The following is a 22876-nucleotide window of genomic DNA, read 5'->3' as shown; positions in this document are numbered from 1 at the left end:
GATGCGCCCGCGTTTTCTTCTTGTCGTCGTCGTGCTGGCCTTGGTCCTGTTGCCCTGGGTGCCAGGTGTGTCAGGGTTCTGGATCACGCAGATGAACTATATCGGGCTCTACAGCCTGGTGGTTCTGGGTCTGCTGCTGCTTACTGGCGTGGGCGGGCTGACGTCCTTTGGCCAATCGGCGTTTGTGGGCCTGGGTGCGTATGCCACAGCATGGGTGACCACTGCGGGCGGCATGTCGCCGTGGGTGGGGCTGTTGGCTGCTTTGGTACTCACCTGGGTCGTCGCGTACGTGCTGGGGGTCATTACGCTGCGTCTCTCGGGGCACTATCTGCCCTTGTGCACGTTGGCCTGGTGTCTGGCTCTGTATTACCTGTACGGCAATCTGGATTTTCTCGGCCGGTATGACGGCATCGCCGGCATTCCAGCCCTTTCGATCGGTCATTGGTCTCTGGGAACCAGCGCCAGCATGTACTGCCTGATCTGGGGCGCGTTGCTGTTGGCCCTGTGGGCGACGCACAACCTGCTGAATTCCCGTGCGGGCCGTGCAATTCGATCCTTGCGCAGCGGCGCCATGGCCGAGTCTTTCGGTGTCGATCTGCAGCACTACAAGGTTGTGATCTTCGTCTATGCGGCCTTGTTGGGCGGGCTGTCGGGCTGGTTGTATGCGCACATGCAGCGCGCCGTGAGCCCCAGTCCCTTCGGCCTGGGATATGGCATTGAGTACCTGTTCATGGCGGTGGTGGGTGGTGCTGGCAGCGTCTGGGGGGCCGTGGTCGGGGCCGCCGCGATCCTGATTCTCAAGGACCAGCTTCAGAACGTGTTGCCCGCGTTGGTGGGCAGTACGGTCAACATCGAGATGCTGGCCTTTGGTGTGCTCATGATCCTGGTGTTGCAGTTCGCGCGTGATGGGTTGTGGCCCGTGCTGGCACAGGCTTGGCAGCGCTTGGGCGGAGCAGCGTTCGGCTCTTCTGGTGGAAACCAGTCGGACGTTGCACAGGCTGCAGAGCTGCCGCGCCGGGCTCTGCCTGCCGTGGGTGAGCCCGTGTTGCAGGTCCAGGCCGTCCGTAAGGAGTTCGGGGGGCTGGTGGCGGTGAATGACATCAGCTTCGAGCTCCGAGCCGGCGAGATCATGGGGCTCATTGGCCCCAATGGCGCGGGCAAGAGTACTACCTTCAACTTGATCAGTGGCGTGCAGCCGCTGACGTCAGGGGCTGTCCGTTTCATGGGGCAGCCCATTGACGGCTGTTCCTCGCGCGAGATCGCGCAGCGCGGCCTTGCGCGCAGCTTCCAGCATGTCCAGTTGCTCCCTGAAATGAGCGTACTCGAAAATGTCATGCTGGGGGCGCACTTGCGCGAGCAGGCTGGAGTCGTTGCGGCGGCCTTGCGCCTGGATCGGGCGGGCGAGGCTTCGCTGCGCCGCGAAGCAGCCCGTCAACTCGAGCGCGTGGGGCTTGCCGATGTCGCTCAGCAAGCGGCAGGCAGCCTGCCCTTGGGGCGCCAGCGTATCGTCGAAGTAGCCCGCGCCTTGTGCTGTGATCCCATTCTCCTGCTGCTTGACGAGCCTGCTGCCGGCCTGCGCTACCAAGAGAAGCAGGCTTTGTCGGCTGTGCTGGATCAGCTGCGCCGCGAAGGCATGAGCCTGCTGCTCGTGGAGCACGACATGGATTTTGTCATGAAGCTCACGGACCACTTGCTCGTGATGGATTTCGGGACACGACTGGCGGAAGGGGCGCCAGCGGAGATTCAGTCGAATCCAGCCGTTCTGGAGGCGTATCTGGGGGGGCTCGATGAATAATCCTGACGTACTACTTTCAGTTCAGGCGCTTTCGGCCCACTACGGCAATGTGTTGGCGCTCAGCCCGTTGAACCTGGAAGTTCAACGTGGGCAGATCGTGACCGTCATCGGCGCGAATGGCGCCGGAAAATCCACGCTGCTCAACGCCATCATGGGTGCCTTGCCTCAGCGCGGCCATAGCCGGGGGGCGGTGCTTTTTCAGGGGCAGGATGTGCAGGGTTGGGATATCGAGCGGCGAGTCGGTCGTGGGATGTCATTGGTGCCCGAGCGGCGGGAGCTGTTCGCCAGCATGTCGGTGCGTGACAACCTGCTTCTGGGCGGATTCAGGCTCTACCGTGCCGGTGTCAAAGGATGGCGCGATACGCTGACCGAGGTCTATGCGTTGTTCCCCAGGCTGAAAGAGCGTGCGGAGCAGGCTGCCGGGACGCTGTCGGGCGGTGAGCGCCAGATGCTGGCCGTGGGTCGTGCGCTCATGGCTCGCCCGGCACTGCTCATGCTTGATGAGCCCAGCCTTGGGCTTGCGCCACGCGTGGTGCGCGAAATTTTTCAGACCATCGCTCATCTGCGCAGCACCGGGGTATCGATTCTGCTAGTGGAACAAAACGCCCGTGCGGCGTTGCACGTTGCCGATCGCGGCTATGTGCTTGAAACGGGTGAACTCATCCTCGAAGGCGCCGCCACCGACCTCGCCGACAACCCCCGAGTAATCGAAAGTTATTTGGGGCTGGGCCGGACGTAAAGGAGTCCCCGCGGACTCCTTTACGCCGGCCCAGCCGGTCGGGCGTGCAAGCCCGACCGTGGGCAACGGTGCAGGACCCAAGATGCTCCAAGCCTGCAAGCCCGACCGCGGGCAGGAAAACGATTCCTCGGCACGTAACTCCGAATTGACAGCTTCACCGAGCAAACTCTAACCTCGAATCGGGGACCCGCAGACGCCATGAGCACCGGCGGAAGACCCTCATAAAACGACAAAGGATGGAGACAACACATGAAGAAGCTATTGCTTTGCCTTGCACTTGCGGCAGCCCTGCCTACCATGGCGGGCGCAGCCGAACCTCTGCGTATCGGGGTGCTGAACGATCAATCAGGCATTTACTCCGATTTTGGCGGCGTCACTTCCGTGACGGCTGCACAGATGGCCGTCAAGGATTTTGGCGGCAAGGTGCTGGGCCGCAAGATCGAGGTCCTGTCGGCAGATCACCAGAACAAGGCCGACGTGGGTACCGCGATCGCACGCAAGTGGTTCGATCTGGATCACGTAGAGATGATCGCCGATCTGACGAACTCGGCCGTGGCCCTGGCCGTGCAGAGCCTGGCGCAGGAAAAAGACAAGATAACCATCGCCTCCGGACCTTTTTCATCGGCGCTGACCGGTAAAGCCTGTTCTCCGACCGGTTTTCATTGGGCTTTTGACACCTACGCGGCTTCCGTCGGCACGGCCACCGGCCTGGTCAAGGAAGGCGCCAAGTCTTGGTTCATCCTGGGGGCAGACTATGCCTACGGCAAACAGTTGGCTGCTGACTTGACCAGGGTGGTGGACAAGAACGGCGGCAAAGTCGTGGGTCAGGTCTTTCACCCTGTCGGCGCTTCTGATTTTGCGTCGTTCCTGCTGCAGGCCCAGGCGTCCAAGGCTCAGGCCGTTGCGCTGGCCAATGCAGGAGCTGACACCAGCAACAGCATCAAGCAGGCGGCCGAGTTTGGCATTACCAAGGGGGGCCAGAAGCTCGTTGCGCTGGGTATCGTCATCAGTGACGTTCACGCACTAGGATTGGACAAAGCGCAAGGGCTGGTGGCGACGACGCCGTTTTATTGGGATCGCGATGAAGCAAGCCGCAAGTTTTCAGCGCGTTTCGAAAAACTGACTCACCGCGAACCCGGCATGGTCCAGGCCGGTGTCTACTCGTCTGTGCTGCACTACTTGAAAGCCGTCAAAGCAGCCGGGACGACTGAAGGCCGTGCGGTCGCTGCCAAGATGCGCGAAATCCCCGTGAACGATTTCTTCGCCCACAACGGCAAGGTGCGTGCCGATGGCTGGATGGCGCACGACATGTATCTGGTGCAGGTCAAGACGCCCGCTGAATCCAAGGGACCTTGGGATTACTACAAGGTTTTGCGCACTCTGCCGGCCAGCCTGGTGTCCGTCCCTCTGTCGGAATCTGCCTGCCCGCTCGTGAAGCACTCATGATGAGTCTGCAAGCCTAGAAAACGCGCGCGCCCATCCTGAGTTCCTGGATGGGCGCTGTGCGATGAGGGCTCAGCCCTGCGTCTTGAGCGCAGCCCGCGTTTGCCGCCAGTGCAGCCATTCGCCCACGATACCGCGGCGGAAGGCCAGCACACAGATGACGAAGATGAGCCCGATTACGATCGTGACGGATTCGCCCAGCACCCGGAACCACTGGATGCCGGTTTCCTGCATCAGGAAGCGGCCCAGGTCCCCCACCTTGTTTTCGAGTGCGACATAGATGATTGCGCCCAGCACCGGCCCCGACAGCGTGCCTACCCCGCCGATGAGGGTCATGAGGATAAGCGTGCCCGACATCTGCCAGGTGGCGTCAGAAAGCGTGGCCGACACGAAGACCAATGACTTTGTGGCGCCTGCCAGCCCGCACAGTGCGGCCGACAGCACGAAGGCCAGCAGTTTGAATCGGTTCACGTCGTAGCCCAGGGATACCATGCGCGGTTCGTTTTCGCGGATGGCTTTCAAGGCCTGCCCGAAGGGAGAATGCACGGTGCGCCAGATGAGTGCGTAGCCCGCAGCAAAGATCACCAGCACGACGTAGTACAGGTTGATGTCCTTGCTCAGGTCCAGCCCGAAGAGGCTGCCGCGTGGGATATTTTGCAGTCCGTCTTCGCCGCCCGTGAAGTGCGCTTGCAAGAAGTAGAAGAACAGCATCTGCGCCAATGCCAGCGTGATCATCGCGAAGTAGATGCCGCTGCGGCGAATGGACAAAATGCCGAAGACGAGGCCCAGCAAGGCGGCGCAGACCGTGCCGAAGACCAGTCCGCCCAGCGTGGGCCAGGCCCAGGTGGTCAGCGCAAGGCCACACATGTAGCCTGCCAGCCCTACGAAGGCAGCATGTCCGAAGGACAGCAGCCCGGTGTAGCCCAGGAGCAGGTTGAAGGCGCAGGCAAAGAGCGCATAGCACATGACCTTCATGATGAAGATCGGGTAGCCGCCGACGGCGGGCAGGGCCGCGATGACGGCGAGTGCGACCAGAGACGCAATGACTTGTGGCTTCATGATTCTTTTCCGAACAGGCCAGCGGGGCGCAGCAGCAGGACGATCACCATGATGATGAACACCACGGTGGTGGAGGCCTCTGGCCAGAAGACCTTGGTGAAGCCTTCGATGATGCCCAGGCCCAGGCCGGTCACGATGGACCCCATGATGGAGCCCATGCCACCAATCACCACGACGGCGAACACGACGATGATGAGGTTGGACCCCATGAGCGGGGATACCTGGAAGATGGGAGCCGCCAGCACCCCTGCAAAGGCGGCCAGGCCCACGCCCAGCCCGAACGTAAGGGAAATCATGAGCGGCACGTTCACCCCGAAGGCTTCAACAAGTTTCGGGTTCTCGGTGCCGGCTCGCAACAGCGACCCCAAGCGCGTTTTTTCAATCAGGAACCAGGTGAGCAGGCAGACGACGATGGACGCCACGACGACCCACCCGCGATAGATGGGGAGGTACATGAAACCGAGGTTGACCCCGCCGCTTAGTAGTGCCGGCGTGGAGTAGGGTTGGCCCGACACCCCATAGACACTGCGGAACAGCCCTTCGATGAGCAATGCCAGACCGAAGGTGAGAAGCAGCCCGTAGAGTGGGTCGAGCTTGTAGAGGTGGCGCAGGAGCAGCCGTTCGAGGAGGATACCGAACAGGCCCACCACGATGGGCGAGAGCAGCAGCATCCACCAGTAGTTCAGGCCCAGGTATTGCAGCCCCAGCCAGGCGACGAAGGCCCCCAGCATATAGAGCGCGCCGTGGGTGAAGTTGATGATGTTGAGCAGGCCGAAAATGATGGCCAGCCCCAGCGAGAGGACGGCATAGAACGAGCCGTTGACCAAGCCGAGCAGCAACTGCCCTAGCAAGGCCTGAATGGGTACACCAAAGAGTGTGATCATAAGGCTGCAGCGAAAGCGGACGAAGGAAAAACCAGAACGGTGGGGTCGCCTCGCCTGCAGGCGAGGCGACCGTGGTCACGCGTCGCGCTTAGCCCTTGAGCAACGGGCAGGTGGATTCCGACTCCGGTCCATAGACCGATTCTGCCGGGAGATCACGCACGATGTTGTAGTAGTCCCAGGGTGCCTTGGATTCGGAAGGCTTCTTGACCTGGGCGAGGTACATGTCGTGCATCATCAGGCCATCTTTGCGGACGTAGCCGTTCTTTACGAACATGTCGTTGATCTTGTGCGACTTCAGGTACTGCATGACGGTGTCGCCGTCATCCGTTCCAGTGGCCTTGACGGCTTCCAGGTAGGTTTTGGCGGCGGAGTAATCACCCGCCTGCAGGAAAGAGGGCGCGCGATGCTCTTTGTCGAAGAAGCGTTTGGCCCATGCACGCGAGGCGTCGTTCTGGTTCCAGTACCAGGGCGTGGTCAGGAACAGGCCTTCGGTGTTGGCCAGGCCCAGCGAGTGGATGTCGTTGATGAACACCAGCAGACCGGCGAGCTTCATGGTCTTGGTGATGCCGAATTCTTTGGCGGCTTTTACGGAATTGACGAAGTCCAGACCGGCATTGGCCAGGCCCAGCACCTGGGCGCCTGAGCTTTGAGCCTGCAGCAGGAAGGAGGAGAAATCCGTCGTGGAGAGCGGTGCGCGCACTTCACCCAGCACCTTGCCACCGTCTTTCTTGACGACGGCTGCCGTGTCTTGTTCCAGCGAGTGCCCAAAGGCGTAGTCTGCCGTCAGGAAGAACCAGGACTTGCCGCCATCGTGCACAATAGCCGAGCCTGTGCCACGAGCCAGTGCCGTGGTGTTGTAGGCGTAGTGCACGGTGTAGGGGGTGCATTTCGCGTTGGTCAGCGCGGACGAACCCGGGCCTACGGCAATGAAGGGCTTTTTCTTTTCAGCAGCAACCCCGGCCATGGCCAGTGCCGTAGCGGAATTGGTGCCACCGATGAGCATGTCCAGGTGCTGGGTGTCGAACCATTCGCGCGCCTTGGAAGAGGCCACGTCAGCCTTGTTCTGGTGGTCCGCCGTCAGCAGTTCGATCTTCTTGCCGTTGATTTCCCCACCCATGTCGGCAATGGCCATGCGGATGGCGTCTGCCCCCGCGTTGCCGTCGACGTCGGCGTAGACTCCGCCCATGTCGGTGATGAAACCGATGCGTATCACGTTATCGGAAATCCCCGCCGCCTGGGCTGACAGGCTGATGCCTAGGCCTGCGACAGCCAGTGCGACGGATAGGGTGCGAAGTTTCATGCGAAGTCTCCTGAGAGTGCCGGGGTGTCCGGCTGGTAATTCGGTGGATTGTGGGACATCAGACGCCGAGCAGACTATCCAGCGTGGACTGTTTTTCCTGAAGCTGGCCAGCTGCGAATTCTTCGATGATCTGGCCGTGCTCCATGACGTAGAAGTGATCGGCCAGCGGTGCGGCAAAGCGGAAGTTCTGTTCGACCATCACGACTGTGTAGCCCTTGGTCTTGAGGGTACGGATCATGCGGGCCAGCGCCTGCACGATCACGGGCGCGAGGCCTTCGGAGATCTCGTCGAGCAGGAGCAGGTTGGCGCCGGTGCGCAGAATGCGCGCCACGGCCAGCATCTGCTGCTCGCCGCCCGAGAGCCGCGTACCGGGCGAGTGGCGGCGCTCGAGAAGGTTGGGGAACATTTCGTAGATTTCGGCCAGCGACATCCCGCCGCCCAGCGTGTCGCCCACCGTGGGGGGCAGCAACAGGTTCTCTTCGCAGGACAGCGAAGCGAAGATGCCGCGTTCTTCGGGGCAGTAGCCTATGCCCAGATGCGCGATGCGATACGTAGGCAGATGGATGGATTCGGTCCCCTGGATGCGGATGGACCCCGTGCGCCGCCCGGTGAGTCCCAGCAGGGCGCGCAGCGTGGTTGTGCGTCCTGCGCCGTTGCGTCCCAGCAAGGTGACGACCTCGCCTTGTTCGACGGTCATGTTCACGCCGTGCAGGACGTGAGATTCGCCGTACCAGGCATGCAGATCAGAGATTTCGAGTGCGGCGCTCATGATGCCTCCTTGGCGCTGCGCGCCGTCCCCCCAAGGGGGAATTCACACTTGGGGTGGCCCTGCGTGTTCATGCCTGAGCTCCTTCGAGTTCACCCTGGGCCGTGCCCATATAGGCTTCCATCACGGCGGGATTGTGAGAGACTCTGTCGTAGTCTCCTTCGGCGAGTACGGCGCCCCGGGCCAGCACGGTGATGCGGTCGGCGATCGACGAGATGACCTTCATGTTGTGCTCCACCATGAGGATGGTGCGGCCTGTGCTCACTTGCTTGATGAGTTGCGTGACGCGGTCTACGTCTTCGTGGCCCATGCCCTGGGTAGGTTCGTCGAGCAGCATCAGGCTGGGCTCCATGGCCAGAGTCGTGGCAATTTCGAGGGCCCGCTTGCGCCCGTAGGGCAGGTTGACTGTGATTTCCTGGGCAAACTCGGCCAAGCCAACTTCGTCCAGCAGTTCCATGGCCCGGGCATTGAGGTGATCAAGACAGGATTCGCTGCGCCAGAATTGGAACGAGGAGCCGGTGTTGCGTTGCAGTGCGATGCGGACGTTGTCGCGCACCGAGAGTTGAGGGAACACGGCTGAAATCTGGAACGAGCGGATGATGCCCCGGCGCGCGATTTCGGCCGGTCTGTCGCGGGTGATTTCCTGCCCATCGAAGAAAATCTGGCCGGACGTGGGTGTGAGGAACTTGGTGAGCAGGTTGAAGCAGGTGGTTTTGCCTGCGCCGTTGGGGCCGATCAGGGCATGGATATGCCCACGCTGGACTTTGAGGTCGACTGAATCGACCGCGACGAAGCCGAGGAAAGTCTTGGTGAGCTGACGTGTTTCGAGAAGGATGGGGGCGTTTTCGGTAGCCATGATGCCGAGGTTCCAATGTCGCAGTGCGGTGCCGCTGAACGAATGGGCAACAGTATGCGGCGTGAGCGAACCGATCTCTATAGGGGTTTTACAGAATTTTTAGTGATTGAAGAAAAAATATTGCAGTGCCGCAAAGTGGGCAGGAATCAGATCTGGAGAGACCTGCGGCGCTGTTCTTCGCGCCACTGTACCGCGGGTATGCGTTAGGTTTCAGGCCGCGTTTTGTTCGGGTAGTCGCACAAGTCGCTGATGGGGCATTGCGGACATTTCGGTTTGCGGGCCACGCACACGTAACGGCCATGCAAAATGAGCCAATGGTGTGCATCGAGCAAATAGGGCTTGGGAACGCGTTTGAGCAGGGCTCTTTCAACGGCCAGTACGGTTTTGCCAGGTGCGATGCCGGTGCGATTGGCCACGCGGAAGATGTGCGTGTCCACGGCCATGGTGGGCTGGCGAAAAGCGGTGTTCAGCACCACGTTGGCCGTCTTGCGGCCTACGCCGGGCAAGGCTTCCAGATCTTCTCGCCGATCGGGAACTTCGCCGTGGTGACGTTCCAGCAGCAGTTCGCAGGTGCGGATGACGTTGCGCGCTTTCGTCTTGTAGAGGCCGATGGTCCGGATCGCTTCAGTCAGCCCCGCTTCACCTAGCGACAGCAGGCCTTGCGGCGTGCCATGCTCGGGGAAAAATTTGCGAGTCGCCAGGTTGACCGAACGGTCCGTGGCCTGCGCCGAGAGCATGACGGCGATCAGCAGCTGGAAGGTGCTGGTGTATTCCAGCTCGGTCTTGGGGGCCGGGTTGGCTGCCTGAAAGCGGCGAAAGCACTCTTCGATGGCGGCGCGCTTCATGTCCGCCGCGCTCGGGCCCGCGCCAGTGCTTGTGCGATGCGGTCTTGTTTGTCGTGAGGGTCGGCCGGCTCGGCAAGAGTCGGTTTGTTGGCCAGCGTGCGCGCCGCCGGCCCTTTGGCCTCGGTGTGGCGCTGCTGTAACCGTGCTGTGCGGCTCTGGAATCGCGAACGGGCCGCGTTGGCGGCTTCAGTCGTCCATTCGCGTTTGGTAGGCACCATGGTGATGCAGTCTACCGGGCAGGGAGCTACGCACAGTTCGCATCCAGTGCACTCGTCTTCGATGATGGTGTGCATGAGCTGGTTGGCCCCCAGGATGGCATCCACAGGACAAGCCTGGATGCACAAGGTGCAACCTATGCAGTGCTCTTCGTCGATGAGGGCGACCCGAAACGGGCGGTAGGTGCCGCATTCCGGGTCCAATGGAAGCTCGGGGCGGTTCAGCAGCTTTGCCAGGGCCGAGATGGTCTGAGGGCCACCCGGCGGGCAGCGGTTGATGTCCGTGCGGCCGTCCGCAATGGCTTGCGCGTAGGGACGGCAACCTTCGAAACCACATTGTGTGCACTGCGTTTGCGGCAGCAGCGCATCGATGGCATCAACCAGAGAAGACACGGAACGGTGGGGTCAGGCGTGAGCGCGGATGAAAGCCGAGATTTTAGGACAAACCTGCTGGCGCCAGCGGCTGCCCGAGAAGATTCCGTAATGACCGGAATGATTGGCGGTGTAGATTTCGCGCATCGAGGGCGAAAGATGCGAGCACAAGGCATGCGCCGCGTGCGTTTGGCCTTGCCCCGAGATGTCGTCAAGCTCGCCTTCGATGGTCATCAAGGCCGTCTTGTGGATGGCCGCCGGTTCGACCAGATTGCCGTCGATCTTCCAGAGCCCGCGCGGCAGGCTGAAGTCTTGAAACACGATGCGGATCGTGTCCAGATAGAAGCGCGCCGGCATGTCCAGGACTGCGTTGTATTCGTCGTAAAAGCGGCGGTGGGCTTCTGCGTCGCTCTCGTCGCCACGCAGCAGGTGCAGATAGAAGTCGTAGTGAGACTTCAGGTGCCGGTCCGGGTTCATGGCGACGAAGCCTGCGTGCTGCAGAAAGCCTGGGTAGACGGGGCGACCTGCACCGGGATAGCGCGTCGGCACCCGGTAGATAAGGTTGTCTTCGAACCAGGAATAGGGTTTGGTGGTCGCCAGACGGTTCACTTGGGTGGGGGATTTACGGGCGTCGATGGGTCCCCCCATCATGATCATGGAGCGCGGCTGGCAATGCTCGCCGGTACTGGCCAGCAGCGAGATTGCAGCCAACACCGGTGCGGTGGGCTGACACACGGAGATGACGTGCGTATTGCGTCCCAGGTGTCGCAGGAACGCCTGAATGGTGCGGACGTAGTCGTCCAGCCCAAAGGTGCCTTCGGAGGCCGGGACGATCCGGGCATCGACCCAGTCGGTGACATAGACGTCGTGTGCGGGAAGCAGGGCGCGCACGGTATCGCGCAGCAGCGTGGCGTGGTGCCCGGATAGGGGGGCGACCAGCAGCACCACGGGGTCGTCGCGCTGCGCGTCGCGGACGAAGTGCACCAGATGGCAGAAGGGCTGCGCAATCGTGATTTCTTCCGAGACGGCGACCTCGTGCGACCCAATGGTGGTCGTGGGCAGATTCCATTCGGGCTTTTCGTATTCTTTGCCCAGACGGTTCGCCAGCTCGTAGGCCGCGGCAAATTGTCGCGAGAACGGGGTGTAGGCCAGCGGGCTGTAGGGATTCGAGAACAACTGCGATCCCGTACTGGTGAAGGCGGCCATAGGGGTCAGGAAAGCGCGCTGAAGTTCGTGCAAGTCGTAGAGCATAGATGGGTGCGTTCCGGTCGTTCTGCCCGGATGCAGATCAATGCCTCCGGGTACTGAGTGTGCTGATTTAAAGTACTGGGATTCGTTACGAGGCGCTACCGGAATTTCCCCGACAGGGGAATTCCTGACTCAAAATGTGGGGTTTTCCGTACAAGTGACGCGAAACGTCAGGCCTGCGTCAGAATCACACAATCGTGCAAGTATCCGGCATCAGGGTTGAACGGCTTTCGGAAGTCGGATGTTGCGCGACGTTAGGTGCAGATTCACGGACGCTCGAGATACTTGAGCTTGGCGGCAAGGCCGTTCCAGTCGTCGGCGCCGTCCAGCGCGTCGATGGATCGATTGATGGGCTTGAAGGTGGGCGACAGCTCTGCGTTCAGCGGAATGAAATCGACCTGGTCTTCGGGGACGTCTTCTTCCGCAAAGATGGCGTTGGCCGGGCATTCAGGGACGCACACCGCACAATCGATACATTCTTCGGGGTCGATCACCAGGAAATTCGGGCCTTCACGGAAGCAGTCGACCGGGCAGACATCGACGCAGTCGGTGTACTTGCATTTGATACAGTTTTCGGTAACGACGTGGGTCATGAAAAGCTCCTGCTGGAATCCCGCCTGGGTAGGGCACCCCCGATTTTAACGAATTTGAGCGGTGGGCCTCGAAGTGCCTGATATCCCAGCGCGGACATGCCCGCGAAGGCGGAGCTGAGCCTGCCTGGGGCGCGCGACTCAAGTAGTATAGAGACTTGTCTTTGCGTTGCCGCTTCTCATGAATCCCGTCTCTTCCGCTGAGTCTGTCGATCCCCTGGGTCCCGAGTGGTTTCAGGAGGCCTGTCGCGGGCTGGATGACGAAGGCGTGCCGCTCTTGTCTCAAGCGGTCGCGTGGGTTCGTGCGCCCTTGCAAGGCGCGCAGGCCAGTACAGGCGAACCCTTGGCTGCTCACGGAGCGCTGGTGGTCCTGATTCTGCAGGAACTCGGATCGGATGCCGCCACGCGCGCTGCCGCCTTGTTGGCCGTCCAGCCAGTACCCGAGGGCGAAGTAAGCCGTTCCGACCCCGTGCGCCAGGCCTTTGGGCCAGAAGTCATCACGCTCGTACAAGGGGTGCGCGCACTGCTGCGCCTGGGCACGGTGGCGGGGCAGGTGGGGAGCCACTCCGGGGCCGACCAGAAAGAGATGCAGCGCAAGATGCTGCTCGCCATGGCAGCCGATTTGCGTATCGTGCTCATGCGTCTGGCGTCGCGGCTGCAATCCTTGCGCTGGTATGCCGCCAGCCACACGCCGTGCCCCGAGTCCTTTGCGCAAGAAACCATGACGCTCTATGCGCCGCTGGCCAATCGCCTGGGCATTTGGCAGCTCAAGTGGGAAATCGAAGACCTCTGCTTCCGGTTTCTGCAGCCTGAGACCTACAAGGCAATTGCTCGGCAACTCGAAGAAAAGCGTGTCGAGCGCGAAGCATTCATCGATGCCGTCGTCACGCGGCTGAGCGCTGCGCTGGCAGAGGCCCACATTGATGCCGAGATCAATGGACGGCCCAAGCACATCTACAGCATCTGGAACAAGATGCGTATCAAACACCTCGAATTCCAGGAGCTGTTCGATCTGCGTGCCTTGCGGGTGATCGTGGCCGACGAGCGCACCTGCTATGCGGTGCTGGCGATGGTTCACGCGATGTGGACGCCCGTGCCCGATGAGTTCGATGACTATATTGCCCGCCCCAAACCCAATGGCTATCGGTCCCTGCATACGGTGGTCGCTGATGCCCAGGGGCGTATTTTCGAGATCCAGATCCGTACCCGCGACATGCATCAGTATGCCGAGTTCGGCATGGCGGCGCACTGGCGCTACAAAGAGGCAGGGGCCCGCGGGGGCCAGGTAGCGGCCTCTGGAGAATACGATCAGAAGATCGCCTGGATGCGGCAGTTGCTGGCCTGGAAAGAAGACAGCGGGCCTGCGCCGGCGGCCGCACCGGCAGGGGCGGGGCGTATTTACGTCATGACGCCGCAGGCGCGCGTGCTCGAACTGCCCGAAGGCTCGACGCCGGTAGATTTCGCGTATCTGCTGCACACGGATCTGGGGCATCGCTGTCGTGGCGCCCGGGTCGATGGGCAGATGGTTCCCTTGTCCACCCGCCTGAAGACTGGGCAGACCATCGAGATCATCGCTGCAAAATCGGGAGGGCCTTCCCGGGATTGGCTCAATCCGCAGTTGGCCTATCTGGCCAGCCCCAGGGCGCGCTCCAAGGTGCGCGCCTGGTTCAATGCGGTTGAGCTGCAGCAGCGTATTGCGCAGGGCCAGACGCTGGTCGAAAAAGAGTTGCAGCGCCTGGGGCGTACCGCCGTCAATCAGGATCATCTGGCGCAGCAGCTCGGGTTTGCCCGCGCGGATGATCTATACGTGGCCGCCGCCAAGGAAGAGTTCAGCCTGCGGCAGATCGAGTATGCATTTCGCGCCCCAGAAGTTCCGGTGGCCCCATCGGAGCTTGAGCCTCGTGTATTCGGTGCCGACGCGGATAGCGTGTCCCATACAGGCAAGAGCGGTGTGCTGGTGGTCGGGGTGGATTCCCTGCTGACGCAGCTTGCGCGGTGCTGTCGGCCAGCCCCCCCTGACGCCATCGAGGGTTTCGTGACGCGTGGGAGGGGCGTGTCCATCCACCGGCGTGATTGTCCTTCGTGGCACGCCTTGTCCAAGCGGCATCCTGAGCGCTGCATTGCCGTTGCCTGGGGCAAGACGGGCGACGCGGTCTATCCCGTGGACATCACGATCCATGCACAGGATCGGCCCGCGGTTCTGCGGGACGTGTCCGAAGCCTTCGCACGCCTGCGCCTGCGGGTGGTTCGTGTGACGACATACAGCCGCAGCTCGCTGGCGCATATGGTGTTTACCATCGAAGTGCGCGATGGCTCGCAGATTCGCGAGGCGCTGGCGGCTGTCAACGAACTGCCGGGCGTGCAGGCAACCCGCCACTGAGGCGTGGCACGGATCTGGATGGCCCGGGGAGCATTCGCCGGGCCGACGACTGTGTCTGGCTGTTAAAATGCTCCTTTGGCCGCCAGGATGGCGTGCCGTGTCCATGCGTCCCCAGGGGCGCTTTCGGAGCGAGTCTAGACTTGAAACCCTATCATCTGCCGGATGCCCAGGGGCATTTTGGAAAGTTTGGCGGTTCATTCGTCGCCGAAACGCTGGTGCACGCACTGGATGCGCTGCGGGATGCCTATCAGCACTACCGCGACGACCCTGAATTCCAGCGCGAATTCGCCTATGAACTGGAGCATTTCGTGGGCCGCCCCAGCCCCGTCTACCACGCCCGTCGATGGTCCGAAAAGCTCGGGGGAGCCCAGATCTGGTTCAAGCGCGAAGACCTGAACCACACGGGCGCGCACAAGATCAACAACTGCATCGGGCAGGCGTTGCTGGCGCGCCGTATGGGCAAGCCCCGCATCATTGCTGAAACCGGCGCAGGGCAGCACGGGGTGGCCAGCGCGACGGTCGCCGCCCGGTATGGTCTCGAGTGCGTGGTCTATATGGGTAGCGAAGACGTGCGCCGCCAGGCCTCGAACGTCTACCGCATGAAGCTGCTGGGCGCCACGGTGGTGCCCGTCGAATCGGGCTCACGTACCCTGAAGGATGCCCTGAACGAGGCCATGCGCGACTGGGTCACCAACGTCGAGAACACCTTCTACATCATCGGTACTGTAGCAGGGCCGCATCCCTATCCTCAGATGGTGCGTGATTTTCAGGCCATCATCGGCCGCGAATGCCTCGAACAGATGCCGCGCGATGCAGGGCGTCAGCCTGATTACGTCGTCGCCGCCGTGGGTGGAGGGTCGAATGCCATCGGCATTTTCTACCCTTACATCGAAAACGAATCGGTGCGGCTCATCGGGGTCGAAGCGGCGGGCGAAGGCCTGGATTCCGGCCACCATGCGGCGTCGCTCAGCCGCGGCGTGGTGGGGGTGTTGCACGGCAACCGCACGTATCTGTTGCAAGACGCCAATGGCCAGATCACCGAAACGCATTCGATTTCTGCCGGGCTGGATTACCCCGGCGTCGGGCCTGAACATGCCTGGCTGAAAGACTCAGGCCGCGCACAATACGTGGGTATCACCGATCAGGAGGCGTTGACCGCTTTCCTCGATTGCTGCCACATCGAGGGCATCATGCCGGCGCTCGAATCTGCGCATGCGATCGCGCACGCCGTCAAACTGGCTCCTACTCTGCCGCGTGACCAGATCATTCTGGTCAATTTGTCGGGTCGGGGTGACAAAGACATGCACACCGTGGCCGAATTCAGTGGCATTACGCTTTAGGAACCCGTCATGACCCGTTTGCAATCCCGTCTTGGGGCTCGTTTTTCGAACCTTTCCGGGCGCGCCGCGCTGATTCCCTATGTGACGGCAGGCGATCCTCTGGCGGGGCCCACGCCGGCGCTCATGCAGGCGCTGGTCCAGGCAGGAGCCGACGTCATCGAGCTGGGGGTGCCGTTTTCGGACCCTATGGCCGATGGCCCTGTGATCCAGCAGGCTGGCGAGCGCGCCATTGCCGCTGGCATGAGTCTGGCTGGGGTCCTGGACGTCGTGGCCGAGTTCCGCGTGCACGACACTGTCACTCCCGTGGTGCTCATGGGGTATGCCAATCCCATCGAGTGCATGGGCACCGAATCTTTCATCCAGCGGGCGGCTCAGGCCGGTGTGGATGGGGTACTGGTGGTCGATTACACCCCTGAGGAATCTGCCACGTTCGCAGACCACCTGAAGGCGGCGGGGCTGGACCCCATCTATTTGCTGGCACCCACCTCCACCGAGTCACGCATGCGGGACGTCGCGCGCCTGGCGCGTGGCTACGTCTACTACGTGTCCCTCAAAGGGGTCACGGGCGCGGGGAATCTGGATACGGACGACGTGGCCCGTCATTTGGCCGTCATTCGCCGTCAGATATCGATTCCGATCGGGGTCGGGTTTGGCATTCGTGATGCAGAAAGCGCGGCACAGCTGGCACGTCATGCGGATGCCGTCGTCATCGGCAGCAAACTCATTCAGGTGATCCAAGAGGCTTCCGAACAGAAAGGCCCCCTTGCAGCCGTGCAGGCAGCCGCACAATGGCTGGCCGGTGTGCGAGCCGCCATCGAACATGTCGAAAAAGGTCAATCATGAGCTGGTTTGAAAAAATCCTCCCTCCGCGCATTCACCGCAGTGTTTCGGGCACGTCATCCAAGCGTGTCCCGGAAGGTCTGTGGGTCAAGTGTCCCGCGTGCGAGGCGGTCCTGTACAAAGAGGACCTGCATGCCACGCTTAACGTGTGTCCCAAATGTGGCCACCATATGCGCCTGGGCGCGCGCGCGCGCATTGATTCCCTGCTGGATACGGATGGTCGTGAAGAAATTGGCGCGCAGATCCGGCCTATGGACCCGCTCAAGTTCAAGGATTCCCGCAAGTACCCTGAGCGGATTTCTGCAGCGGTGAAGCAGACCGGAGAAACCGAGGCCTTGATCGTGATGGCGGGAACTATTTTGTCTGTGCCCGCCGTACTGGCTTGTTTCGAATTCTCGTTCATGGGGGGGTCCATGGGCTCGGTGGTGGGCGAGCGCTATGCGCGCGGCGTCCAACATGCCATCGACAAGCGCATGCCGTTCATCAGCGTGACGGCGACGGGTGGGGCTCGTATGCAAGAGTCCCTGTTTTCGCTGCTGCAAATGGCCAAGACGACCTCCATGCTGCATCAGCTGGCGGATGCTGGGCTCCCCTACATCAGCATCCTGACCGATCCTACGATGGGCGGTGTGTCGGCCTCGTTTGCCTTCATGGGAGACGTGGTCATTGCCGAGCCCAATGCCCTCATTGGGTTTGCGGGCCCGCGTGTCATCGAGCAGACGGTACGCGAAAAGCTTCCCGAAGGTTTCCAACGGGCCGAATTGCTGCTGTCCAAGGGTGCGATCGACCGGGTCATTGACCGCCGCCAGCTGCAGTCTGAACTGGCCCATCTGCTGGCACTCTTCACGCGCCAGCCTATCGAGACCGTCGCTCAGTCGGCGTGATCCTTGAGCGGTTCCGACAGTACCTCGAAGACGAAAGAGCGGAACCAGCCGACGCGGTCCTCAAGAAAACGGATGGTCAGGTCACAGAAGACTCTTTCATCGCGGCCGCCAGAGGCCTAAAGTGGATCAGTCCGCGCGGTCCGGTCGAAATCGACCCCCAGACACGTGACATTGTGGAAAACATCTACATCCGCAGGGTCGAACGGGTCGATGAGGCGCTGCAAAACGTGGAAATCGATACCATCAAGTCGGTGAAGGACCCCGGTAAAGCGGGCTGACATCTCATTTCAATCAATAAAGGATGACTTATGAAATTGCTACGCTATGGCTCGAAGGGCGCAGAAAAGCCGGGCATGCTGGATGCCCAGGGGCATATCCGCGATCTGTCCGGACTGGTTTCGGACTGGACACCGGAGCGGCTGTCACCCGCGGGCCTGCAGGCCCTGCATGCGGTCGACGTCTCGAAGCTGCCACTGGTGAGCGGGTCTCCGCGGCTGGGCACGCCCGTGGCGGGGACCCGCCAGTTCATGGCCATCGGCTTGAACTACCGCAAACACGCTATTGAATCCGGTCTCGAGATTCCCACCGAACCTGTGATCTTCAACAAGGCACTGACGTCCCTGAGCGGCCCCAATGACGACATCCAGATGCCTGAAGGCTCGGAGCAGACCGATTGGGAGATCGAACTGGCCTTCGTGATGGGGTCTGAGGCTCGCCACGTGTCCGAGGCCGAGGCGCTGGGTCTGGTAGCGGGCTATTGCCTGTCCAACGACGTGTCCGAGCGCTTCTGGCAGATCAAGCGGGGCGGGCAGTGGGTGAAGGGCAAGAGCTTTGACACGTTCGGCCCCATCGGTCCGTGGCTGGTCACAACTGACGAGATTCCGGACCCACAGACCTTGGCCATGGAACTGAAGGTGAACGGGCAGGTCCGCCAGCACAGCAACACGGCCGACATGATCTTCTCGGTGGCGTATCTGGTGTCGTACCTGAGCCAGTTCATGACGTTGCTGCCAGGGGATGTGGTCACGACGGGCACTCCCTCCGGGGTTGGTCTGGGCATGAAGCCGCCGGCCTACCTCAAGCGGGGAGACGTGATGACGCTCTCGATGGACAAGCTGGGCACGCAGACCCAGAAAGTGGTATAGCTCTCCGGAGAATTGCGATGGAGTCCTTGATCGATGGTCCGTCGCGCCGCCCCGGTGTGCTGGCGGTGCATTCGGTGCATGAATTCGTGTTCAGCGTGCCTGATCTCGAGGCAGCACGCACTTTCTACCAGGCCTTCGGATTGGAGGTGCGCGACGAGAACGGCGCGCTGGGTCTGTATACCGATGGCCATGCCCATCGATGGGGACGGGTGATGCCAGGCGCTGCCAAGCGGCTGCTCTGGGTGACCTGGGGCATTTTTTCCGGTGATCTGGATGCGTTCACGGCCCGTATCCGTGATTTGCACGTACCGCAGGTTCCTGCGCCACCGCAGGCGGCGGGTGAAAACGGCCTCTGGATTCAAGGGCCGGACGGGCTGGCTCATCAGATCGTGGTGGCCGAAAAGACCTCGCCCAACCAGAAATCCTCACGAACCTTTCCCCCCGAGAACATTGATCGGGGCCGTTCGCCCCATCGTAGCCAGATCTGGAAGGTCAGGCCTCGCCGGCTGTCGCATATTTTGCTGTTTTCCCCGGATGTGGATCGCGGGCTGGCCTTTTACGAGACGGTGCTGGGCTTGAGCCTGTCGGATCGCTCGGGCTCTCTCATTGCATTCATTCACACCCCCCATGGCAGTGACCATCACCTGATCGCCATTGCGAAGTCGAGCGGCTACGGGCTGCATCACAGCAGCTGGGACGTGGCGTCCCTGGACGACGTGGGCCTGGGGTCTCAGCAGATGGCCCAGGCCGGTCATGCGCGCGGCTGGGGGGTAGGGCGCCATGTCCTGGGCTCGAACTACTTCCGCTACGTCCGTGACCCTTGGGGCAGCTATGCCGAATATTCGTTCGACATCGATTATGTCGCGTCGAACGTAGATTGGCCCGTTGGCGATTACCCGCCTGAAGATTCGCTCTACGTCTGGGGGCCCGACGTGCCCGACGATTTCATCACGAACTACGAACTTTGAAAGCACCGGGCCGCTGTCGCCTGGATTGGCGGCAGCGGCCCGGTTCGAAGAGTCTCAAGCTGAAGGCGCCCCCAGAAGGGCAACCTTCGGCTTCGCTTCGGTGGCACCTCAGTGCGTTTCCACCTGCTGCATGGGCTCTTCGTGAACGGCCGCACGCGGTTTGCGTGCCCGACCCAGCGGCTTGGTCGGCGTCACCGGTTCTGCCTGCTGGACGGTCCCCGGGCGGGTCTCGACCATGTGCATCTGTGTCCCTTCCAGAGCCTGTGCGGCCGTCGGCAGCACGATGTCCGAGCCGGTGGCGACCGAGGCGACCGTCGTCGCGACTGGCGCTGTCGGCGTGACGACAGGGGTCGATGGGGCCTCTGCCGTCAGCGGGAGTGCAGATTCCACGGAAGTTGCAGTCTCTGCCAGAGCGTCGCTCGTGAACTCAGGTGCGGTCACCTCGGGCTCAGCGGGCTGGGTGGCCTCTGCAGGCCCTGAGGCCGGCACGCTTTCTGTGAGAGCATCAGGCTCGTAGCGCGGTGTTTCGTGGGACACGTGCGCCGCAGGTTCTTGAGTGCTGACGGTTTCTTCAGAGGAAGTCTGGTCGATGCTGTCTTGCCCTTCGGCGGCTTCGCTGCCGCGGCGACCACGACGGCCACGACGACGGCGACGCTTGCGTTCCGGGTCCAAGCCTTCGACGGTTTCTTCGGGCTCGACGTCGATCTCGGGACCCGCAGCCGGAACGGCGACGTTGGGCTCCTCAGGCTGTGCAGCCGGAGTGGGCGAGGCATCCGGGGTGTCCGTCGATGCGTTGACCTGTTCGTCCGATTGCGACGTGGCGTCGTCCTGGCGATGGCGGTTGCGGCCACGGCTGCGGCGGCTGCGCCGGGGTTCGCCGGTTTCGGTGGAGGTGATCTCGGGGCGAGGTTCCGCTGCGGCCGATGCAACCGTTTCGACGTCCGTGTCGCGCTCTGAGTGAGGCCGTTCGGGCAGACGCTCGCGGCGGCGGCGTCCGTCCAGGCGCTCGCTGCGCTCTTCGCGCTCGGTGTGCTCGCTCTTTTCAGCGCGTGCAGTGCGTTCGCCGCGGCCATCCTGGCGACGTTCGCCTCGCCTCCCGTTGCGTCCGCTGCGATCGCGCCGGTGGCTGGCTTGCGATTCTGGTTTGGCCGCCGGGGTGGCAGGCGTCTCGGCCGGCGCAGCGGGCGCAACGTCGGATGCGCCGGCAAGCCAGCCGAAGAGCCGTTTGATCAGCCCGCCCGAAGCGGCGGATGCCGCGGGAGCAGTGGCCGGAACCGGGGCAGTCTCTTTAGGGGCGCGTTCGACATGGTGGGGCGCAGGCTGGGTGGGTTGTATCCCCTTGACCAGTGCCTCGGGCCGTGGCTTGGCTTCCTGGGCTCGGTTGGGTTGCCAGACCAGCTTTTCTTCTGGCTCTTCCACGAGCTGGAAGCTGGTCTTGCTTTCGTCCAGGCGCGGATCGTCATGGCGCAGACGTTCGATGTGATGGTGCGGCGTCTCGAGATTCTTGTTCGGAATCAGGACCAGGTTGACCTTCAGGCGCGCTTCGATCTGGCTGATGTCGTGGCGCTTTTCATTGAGCAGGAATGTGGCCACGTCGACGGGAACCTGTGCATGCAGGGCCGCAGTGCCTTCCTTCATGGCTTCTTCTTGCAGCAAGCGCAAGACGTGCAAGGCGCTGGATTCCGCGTCGCGGATGACACCGGTGCCGGTGCAGCGCGGGCAGGTGACATGCGAGCCTTCGTTCAGGGCCGGACGCAGGCGCTGGCGGGAGAGTTCCATCAGGCCAAAGCGTGAAATCTTGCCCATCTGAACCCGCGCCCGGTCGAAGTGCAGCGCATCGCGCAAACGAGTTTCGACTGCACGCTGGTTCTTGGTCTCTTCCATGTCGATGAAGTCGATCACGATAAGACCGCCCAGGTCGCGCAGGCGCAATTGGCGAGCGACTTCATCGGCCGCCTCGACGTTGGTTCGGGTGGCGGTTTCTTCGATGTCGGCTCCGCGGGTGGAGCGTGCGGAGTTGACGTCGACTGCTACCAGGGCCTCAGTGTGGTCGATCACGATGGAGCCGCCCGAAGGCAGGGTGACCGTGCGCGAATAGGCCGTTTCGATCTGGTGTTCGATCTGGAAGCGCGAGAACAGCGGCACATCGTCGTTGTAGCGCTTGACACGGTCGACGTTGTCCGGCATGACCACGCCCATGAAGGCCGTGGCCTGGTCGAAGATGTCGTCGGTGTCGACCAGGATTTCGCCGATCTCGGGCGAGAAGTAATCGCGAATCGCCCGGATGACCAGGCTGGATTCCAGGTAGATCAGGATGGGAGCCTTGTTTTCGTGGGCGGCCGCGTCAATGGCCGTCCAGAGCTGCAGCAGGTAGTTCAGGTCCCATTGCAGTTCTTCGACTCCCCGGCCGATGCCGGCGGTGCGCGCAATCATGCTCATGCCCGAGGGGACTTCGAGCTGATCCATGGTGTCGCGCAGTTCCTGGCGGTCATCACCCTCGACGCGGCGCGAAACACCACCGCCTCGGGGGTTGTTGGGCATGAGCACCAGATAGCGGCCAGCCAGCGAGATGAAGGTCGTCAGCGCGGCACCCTTGTTGCCGCGCTCTTCTTTTTCGACCTGGATGATGAGTTCCTGGCCTTCAGAGAGCGCATCCTGGATGCGTGCGGAGCGTACGTCCACGCCTTCTTTGAAGTAGCTGCGGGCGACTTCTTTGAACGGCAGAAAGCCGTGGCGCTCTTCGCCGTAGTTCACGAAGCAGGCTTCGAGCCCGGGTTCGATACGAGTGATAACGCCTTTATAGATATTGCCCTTGCGCTGTTCGCGCCCGGCAGTTTCGATGTCCAGGTCGATGAGCTTCTGGCCATCGACGATCGCGACGCGTAGTTCTTCTTGGTGCGTCGCATTGAACAGCATGCGTTTCATGAGTGGGTTCTCCGTTGTCAAGGCGCGTCGGGTTCGACGCGCAGCCACGGGTCACTCGGTGTGTCACGCTACAGTCTGCAGCGGAGATGGGCGGTGCGAGCCAATTAAGCCGCGCCGACCCTCCGGATATGGGGCACGGCGCGCCGATTGGCGCGAGGTTCTGGCAGCAGGAAGGTCAAAGGCACGATGGTGATTGACAAAAAGTTTGCTGGGAACTGCGGGCGCGTACTGAGAACCACGCCAGGTGCGGAAGAGCGAGCAGAAATCTGCAACGTCGCACGC

General features: G+C 62.0%; 20 protein-coding genes. 10 read left to right on the top strand and 10 right to left on the bottom strand.

Going from position 1 to position 22876, the window contains the following annotated elements; all coding sequences use genetic code 11:
• Position 1: 1 nt before the first annotated feature.
• The 3 genes from VF285_RS08385 (at position 2) to VF285_RS08375 (ending at position 3980) form a co-directional block, all read left to right on the top strand.
• Complete coding sequence (locus tag VF285_RS08385; protein WP_346952168.1) at positions 2 to 1795, top strand: branched-chain amino acid ABC transporter ATP-binding protein/permease; 1794 nt, start codon at positions 2 to 4, stop codon at positions 1793 to 1795.
• A complete protein-coding gene (locus tag VF285_RS08380; RefSeq protein WP_346952167.1) occupies positions 1788 to 2534 on the top strand; it encodes an ABC transporter ATP-binding protein in 747 nt (248 codons plus the stop codon). Before VF285_RS08385 ends, VF285_RS08380 begins: the two co-directional genes overlap by 8 nt.
• 249 nt (positions 2535 to 2783) lie before the next feature.
• The gene (locus VF285_RS08375; protein ID WP_346952166.1) at positions 2784 to 3980 is read left to right on the top strand and encodes an ABC transporter substrate-binding protein; all 1197 of its coding nucleotides are present in this window, start codon (positions 2784 to 2786) and stop codon (positions 3978 to 3980) included.
• Between the two features lie 69 nt (positions 3981 to 4049).
• On the opposite strand, the gene VF285_RS08370 is transcribed toward VF285_RS08375, so the two are convergent.
• The 9 genes from VF285_RS08370 to fdxA form a co-directional block, all read right to left on the bottom strand.
• Positions 4050 to 5036: a branched-chain amino acid ABC transporter permease gene (locus VF285_RS08370; protein ID WP_346952165.1), complete on the bottom strand. Its 987-nt coding sequence runs from the start codon at positions 5034 to 5036 to the stop codon at positions 4050 to 4052.
• On the bottom strand, positions 5033 to 5920 hold the full coding sequence (locus VF285_RS08365) for a branched-chain amino acid ABC transporter permease (RefSeq protein WP_346952164.1): 888 nt from the start codon (positions 5918 to 5920) through the stop codon (positions 5033 to 5035). The genes VF285_RS08370 and VF285_RS08365 overlap by 4 nt, the downstream gene beginning before the upstream one ends.
• An 88-nt stretch (positions 5921 to 6008) precedes the next feature.
• Positions 6009 to 7220, bottom strand: coding sequence for an ABC transporter substrate-binding protein (locus VF285_RS08360; RefSeq protein ID WP_346952163.1), 1212 nt, complete (start codon positions 7218 to 7220; stop codon positions 6009 to 6011).
• Between the two features lie 58 nt (positions 7221 to 7278).
• Positions 7279 to 7992: an ABC transporter ATP-binding protein gene (locus VF285_RS08355; protein ID WP_346952346.1), complete on the bottom strand. Its 714-nt coding sequence runs from the start codon at positions 7990 to 7992 to the stop codon at positions 7279 to 7281.
• Between the two features lie 64 nt (positions 7993 to 8056).
• A complete protein-coding gene (locus VF285_RS08350) occupies positions 8057 to 8842 on the bottom strand; it encodes an ABC transporter ATP-binding protein (protein ID WP_346952162.1) in 786 nt (261 codons plus the stop codon).
• Positions 8843 to 9045: 203 nt separating this feature from the next.
• Complete coding sequence (nth, locus tag VF285_RS08345) at positions 9046 to 9687, bottom strand: endonuclease III (RefSeq protein WP_346952161.1); 642 nt, start codon at positions 9685 to 9687, stop codon at positions 9046 to 9048.
• Entirely contained in the window at positions 9684 to 10295 is a 612-nt protein-coding gene (gene rsxB, locus VF285_RS08340) for an electron transport complex subunit RsxB (protein ID WP_346952160.1), read from the bottom strand. The genes nth and rsxB overlap by 4 nt, the downstream gene beginning before the upstream one ends.
• A 12-nt stretch (positions 10296 to 10307) precedes the next feature.
• Positions 10308 to 11525 carry a polyhydroxyalkanoate depolymerase gene (locus VF285_RS08335; RefSeq protein ID WP_346952159.1) on the bottom strand — a complete coding sequence of 406 codons (1218 nt, stop codon included), beginning with the start codon at positions 11523 to 11525 and terminating at the stop codon, positions 10308 to 10310.
• 263 nt (positions 11526 to 11788) lie between these two features.
• Positions 11789 to 12115, bottom strand: a complete 327-nt coding sequence (fdxA, locus tag VF285_RS08330; protein WP_346952158.1) for a ferredoxin FdxA — start codon at positions 12113 to 12115, stop codon at positions 11789 to 11791.
• A gap of 178 nt (positions 12116 to 12293) precedes the next feature.
• Here fdxA and VF285_RS08325 point away from each other — a divergent pair, with 178 nt between their 5' ends.
• The 7 genes from VF285_RS08325 to VF285_RS08295 all read left to right on the top strand — a co-directional run bounded on the left by VF285_RS08325 (position 12294) and on the right by VF285_RS08295 (position 19669).
• Complete coding sequence (locus VF285_RS08325) at positions 12294 to 14492, top strand: bifunctional (p)ppGpp synthetase/guanosine-3',5'-bis(diphosphate) 3'-pyrophosphohydrolase (protein WP_346952157.1); 2199 nt, start codon at positions 12294 to 12296, stop codon at positions 14490 to 14492.
• 140 nt (positions 14493 to 14632) lie between these two features.
• Positions 14633 to 15832 carry a tryptophan synthase subunit beta gene (gene trpB / locus VF285_RS08320; protein ID WP_346952156.1) on the top strand — a complete coding sequence of 400 codons (1200 nt, stop codon included), beginning with the start codon at positions 14633 to 14635 and terminating at the stop codon, positions 15830 to 15832.
• 9 nt (positions 15833 to 15841) lie between these two features.
• Complete coding sequence (trpA, locus tag VF285_RS08315) at positions 15842 to 16675, top strand: tryptophan synthase subunit alpha (RefSeq protein WP_346952155.1); 834 nt, start codon at positions 15842 to 15844, stop codon at positions 16673 to 16675.
• A complete protein-coding gene (gene accD / locus VF285_RS08310) occupies positions 16672 to 17556 on the top strand; it encodes an acetyl-CoA carboxylase, carboxyltransferase subunit beta (protein WP_346952154.1) in 885 nt (294 codons plus the stop codon). The genes trpA and accD overlap by 4 nt, the downstream gene beginning before the upstream one ends.
• Positions 17553 to 17834 (top strand): hypothetical protein, encoded by a 282-nt coding sequence (locus VF285_RS08305; protein ID WP_346952153.1) that lies wholly within the window; start codon positions 17553 to 17555, stop codon positions 17832 to 17834. The genes accD and VF285_RS08305 overlap by 4 nt, the downstream gene beginning before the upstream one ends.
• A gap of 30 nt (positions 17835 to 17864) precedes the next feature.
• Positions 17865 to 18701, top strand: coding sequence for a fumarylacetoacetate hydrolase family protein (locus tag VF285_RS08300; protein ID WP_346952152.1), 837 nt, complete (start codon positions 17865 to 17867; stop codon positions 18699 to 18701).
• 17 nt (positions 18702 to 18718) lie between these two features.
• On the top strand, positions 18719 to 19669 hold the full coding sequence (locus tag VF285_RS08295; RefSeq protein WP_346952151.1) for a VOC family protein: 951 nt from the start codon (positions 18719 to 18721) through the stop codon (positions 19667 to 19669).
• Between the two features lie 108 nt (positions 19670 to 19777).
• Here the strand turns inward: VF285_RS08295 and VF285_RS08290 are convergent, their stop codons facing one another.
• Positions 19778 to 22594 carry an Rne/Rng family ribonuclease gene (locus VF285_RS08290; RefSeq protein WP_346952150.1) on the bottom strand — a complete coding sequence of 939 codons (2817 nt, stop codon included), beginning with the start codon at positions 22592 to 22594 and terminating at the stop codon, positions 19778 to 19780.
• Positions 22595 to 22876: the final 282 nt, after the last annotated feature.

Origin of the sequence: Castellaniella sp., from assembly GCF_036379515.1 — a bacterium.
In the GTDB taxonomy this organism is placed as follows: Bacteria; Pseudomonadota; Gammaproteobacteria; order Burkholderiales; family Burkholderiaceae_B; genus Castellaniella.
This window is presented reverse-complemented; position numbering and strand designations above follow the sequence as displayed.

Excerpts from the sequence above, each read along its gene's own strand:
- VF285_RS08385 (WP_346952168.1), top strand. The coding sequence starts at position 2 with ATGCGCCCGCGTTTTCTTCTTGTCGTCGTCGTGCTGGCCTTGGTCCTG.
- VF285_RS08380 (WP_346952167.1), top strand. The coding sequence starts at position 1,788 with ATGAATAATCCTGACGTACTACTTTCAGTTCAGGCGCTTTCGGCCCAC.
- VF285_RS08375 (WP_346952166.1), top strand. The coding sequence starts at position 2,784 with ATGAAGAAGCTATTGCTTTGCCTTGCACTTGCGGCAGCCCTGCCTACC.
- VF285_RS08370 (WP_346952165.1), bottom strand. The coding sequence starts at position 5,036 with ATGAAGCCACAAGTCATTGCGTCTCTGGTCGCACTCGCCGTCATCGCG.
- VF285_RS08365 (WP_346952164.1), bottom strand. The coding sequence starts at position 5,920 with ATGATCACACTCTTTGGTGTACCCATTCAGGCCTTGCTAGGGCAGTTG.
- VF285_RS08360 (WP_346952163.1), bottom strand. The coding sequence starts at position 7,220 with ATGAAACTTCGCACCCTATCCGTCGCACTGGCTGTCGCAGGCCTAGGC.
- VF285_RS08350 (WP_346952162.1), bottom strand. The coding sequence starts at position 8,842 with ATGGCTACCGAAAACGCCCCCATCCTTCTCGAAACACGTCAGCTCACC.
- nth (WP_346952161.1), bottom strand. The coding sequence starts at position 9,687 with ATGAAGCGCGCCGCCATCGAAGAGTGCTTTCGCCGCTTTCAGGCAGCC.
- VF285_RS08335 (WP_346952159.1), bottom strand. The coding sequence starts at position 11,525 with ATGCTCTACGACTTGCACGAACTTCAGCGCGCTTTCCTGACCCCTATG.
- fdxA (WP_346952158.1), bottom strand. The coding sequence starts at position 12,115 with ATGACCCACGTCGTTACCGAAAACTGTATCAAATGCAAGTACACCGAC.
- VF285_RS08325 (WP_346952157.1), top strand. The coding sequence starts at position 12,294 with ATGAATCCCGTCTCTTCCGCTGAGTCTGTCGATCCCCTGGGTCCCGAG.
- trpA (WP_346952155.1), top strand. The coding sequence starts at position 15,842 with ATGACCCGTTTGCAATCCCGTCTTGGGGCTCGTTTTTCGAACCTTTCC.
- accD (WP_346952154.1), top strand. The coding sequence starts at position 16,672 with ATGAGCTGGTTTGAAAAAATCCTCCCTCCGCGCATTCACCGCAGTGTT.
- VF285_RS08300 (WP_346952152.1), top strand. The coding sequence starts at position 17,865 with ATGAAATTGCTACGCTATGGCTCGAAGGGCGCAGAAAAGCCGGGCATG.
- VF285_RS08295 (WP_346952151.1), top strand. The coding sequence starts at position 18,719 with ATGGAGTCCTTGATCGATGGTCCGTCGCGCCGCCCCGGTGTGCTGGCG.
- VF285_RS08290 (WP_346952150.1), bottom strand. The coding sequence starts at position 22,594 with ATGAAACGCATGCTGTTCAATGCGACGCACCAAGAAGAACTACGCGTC.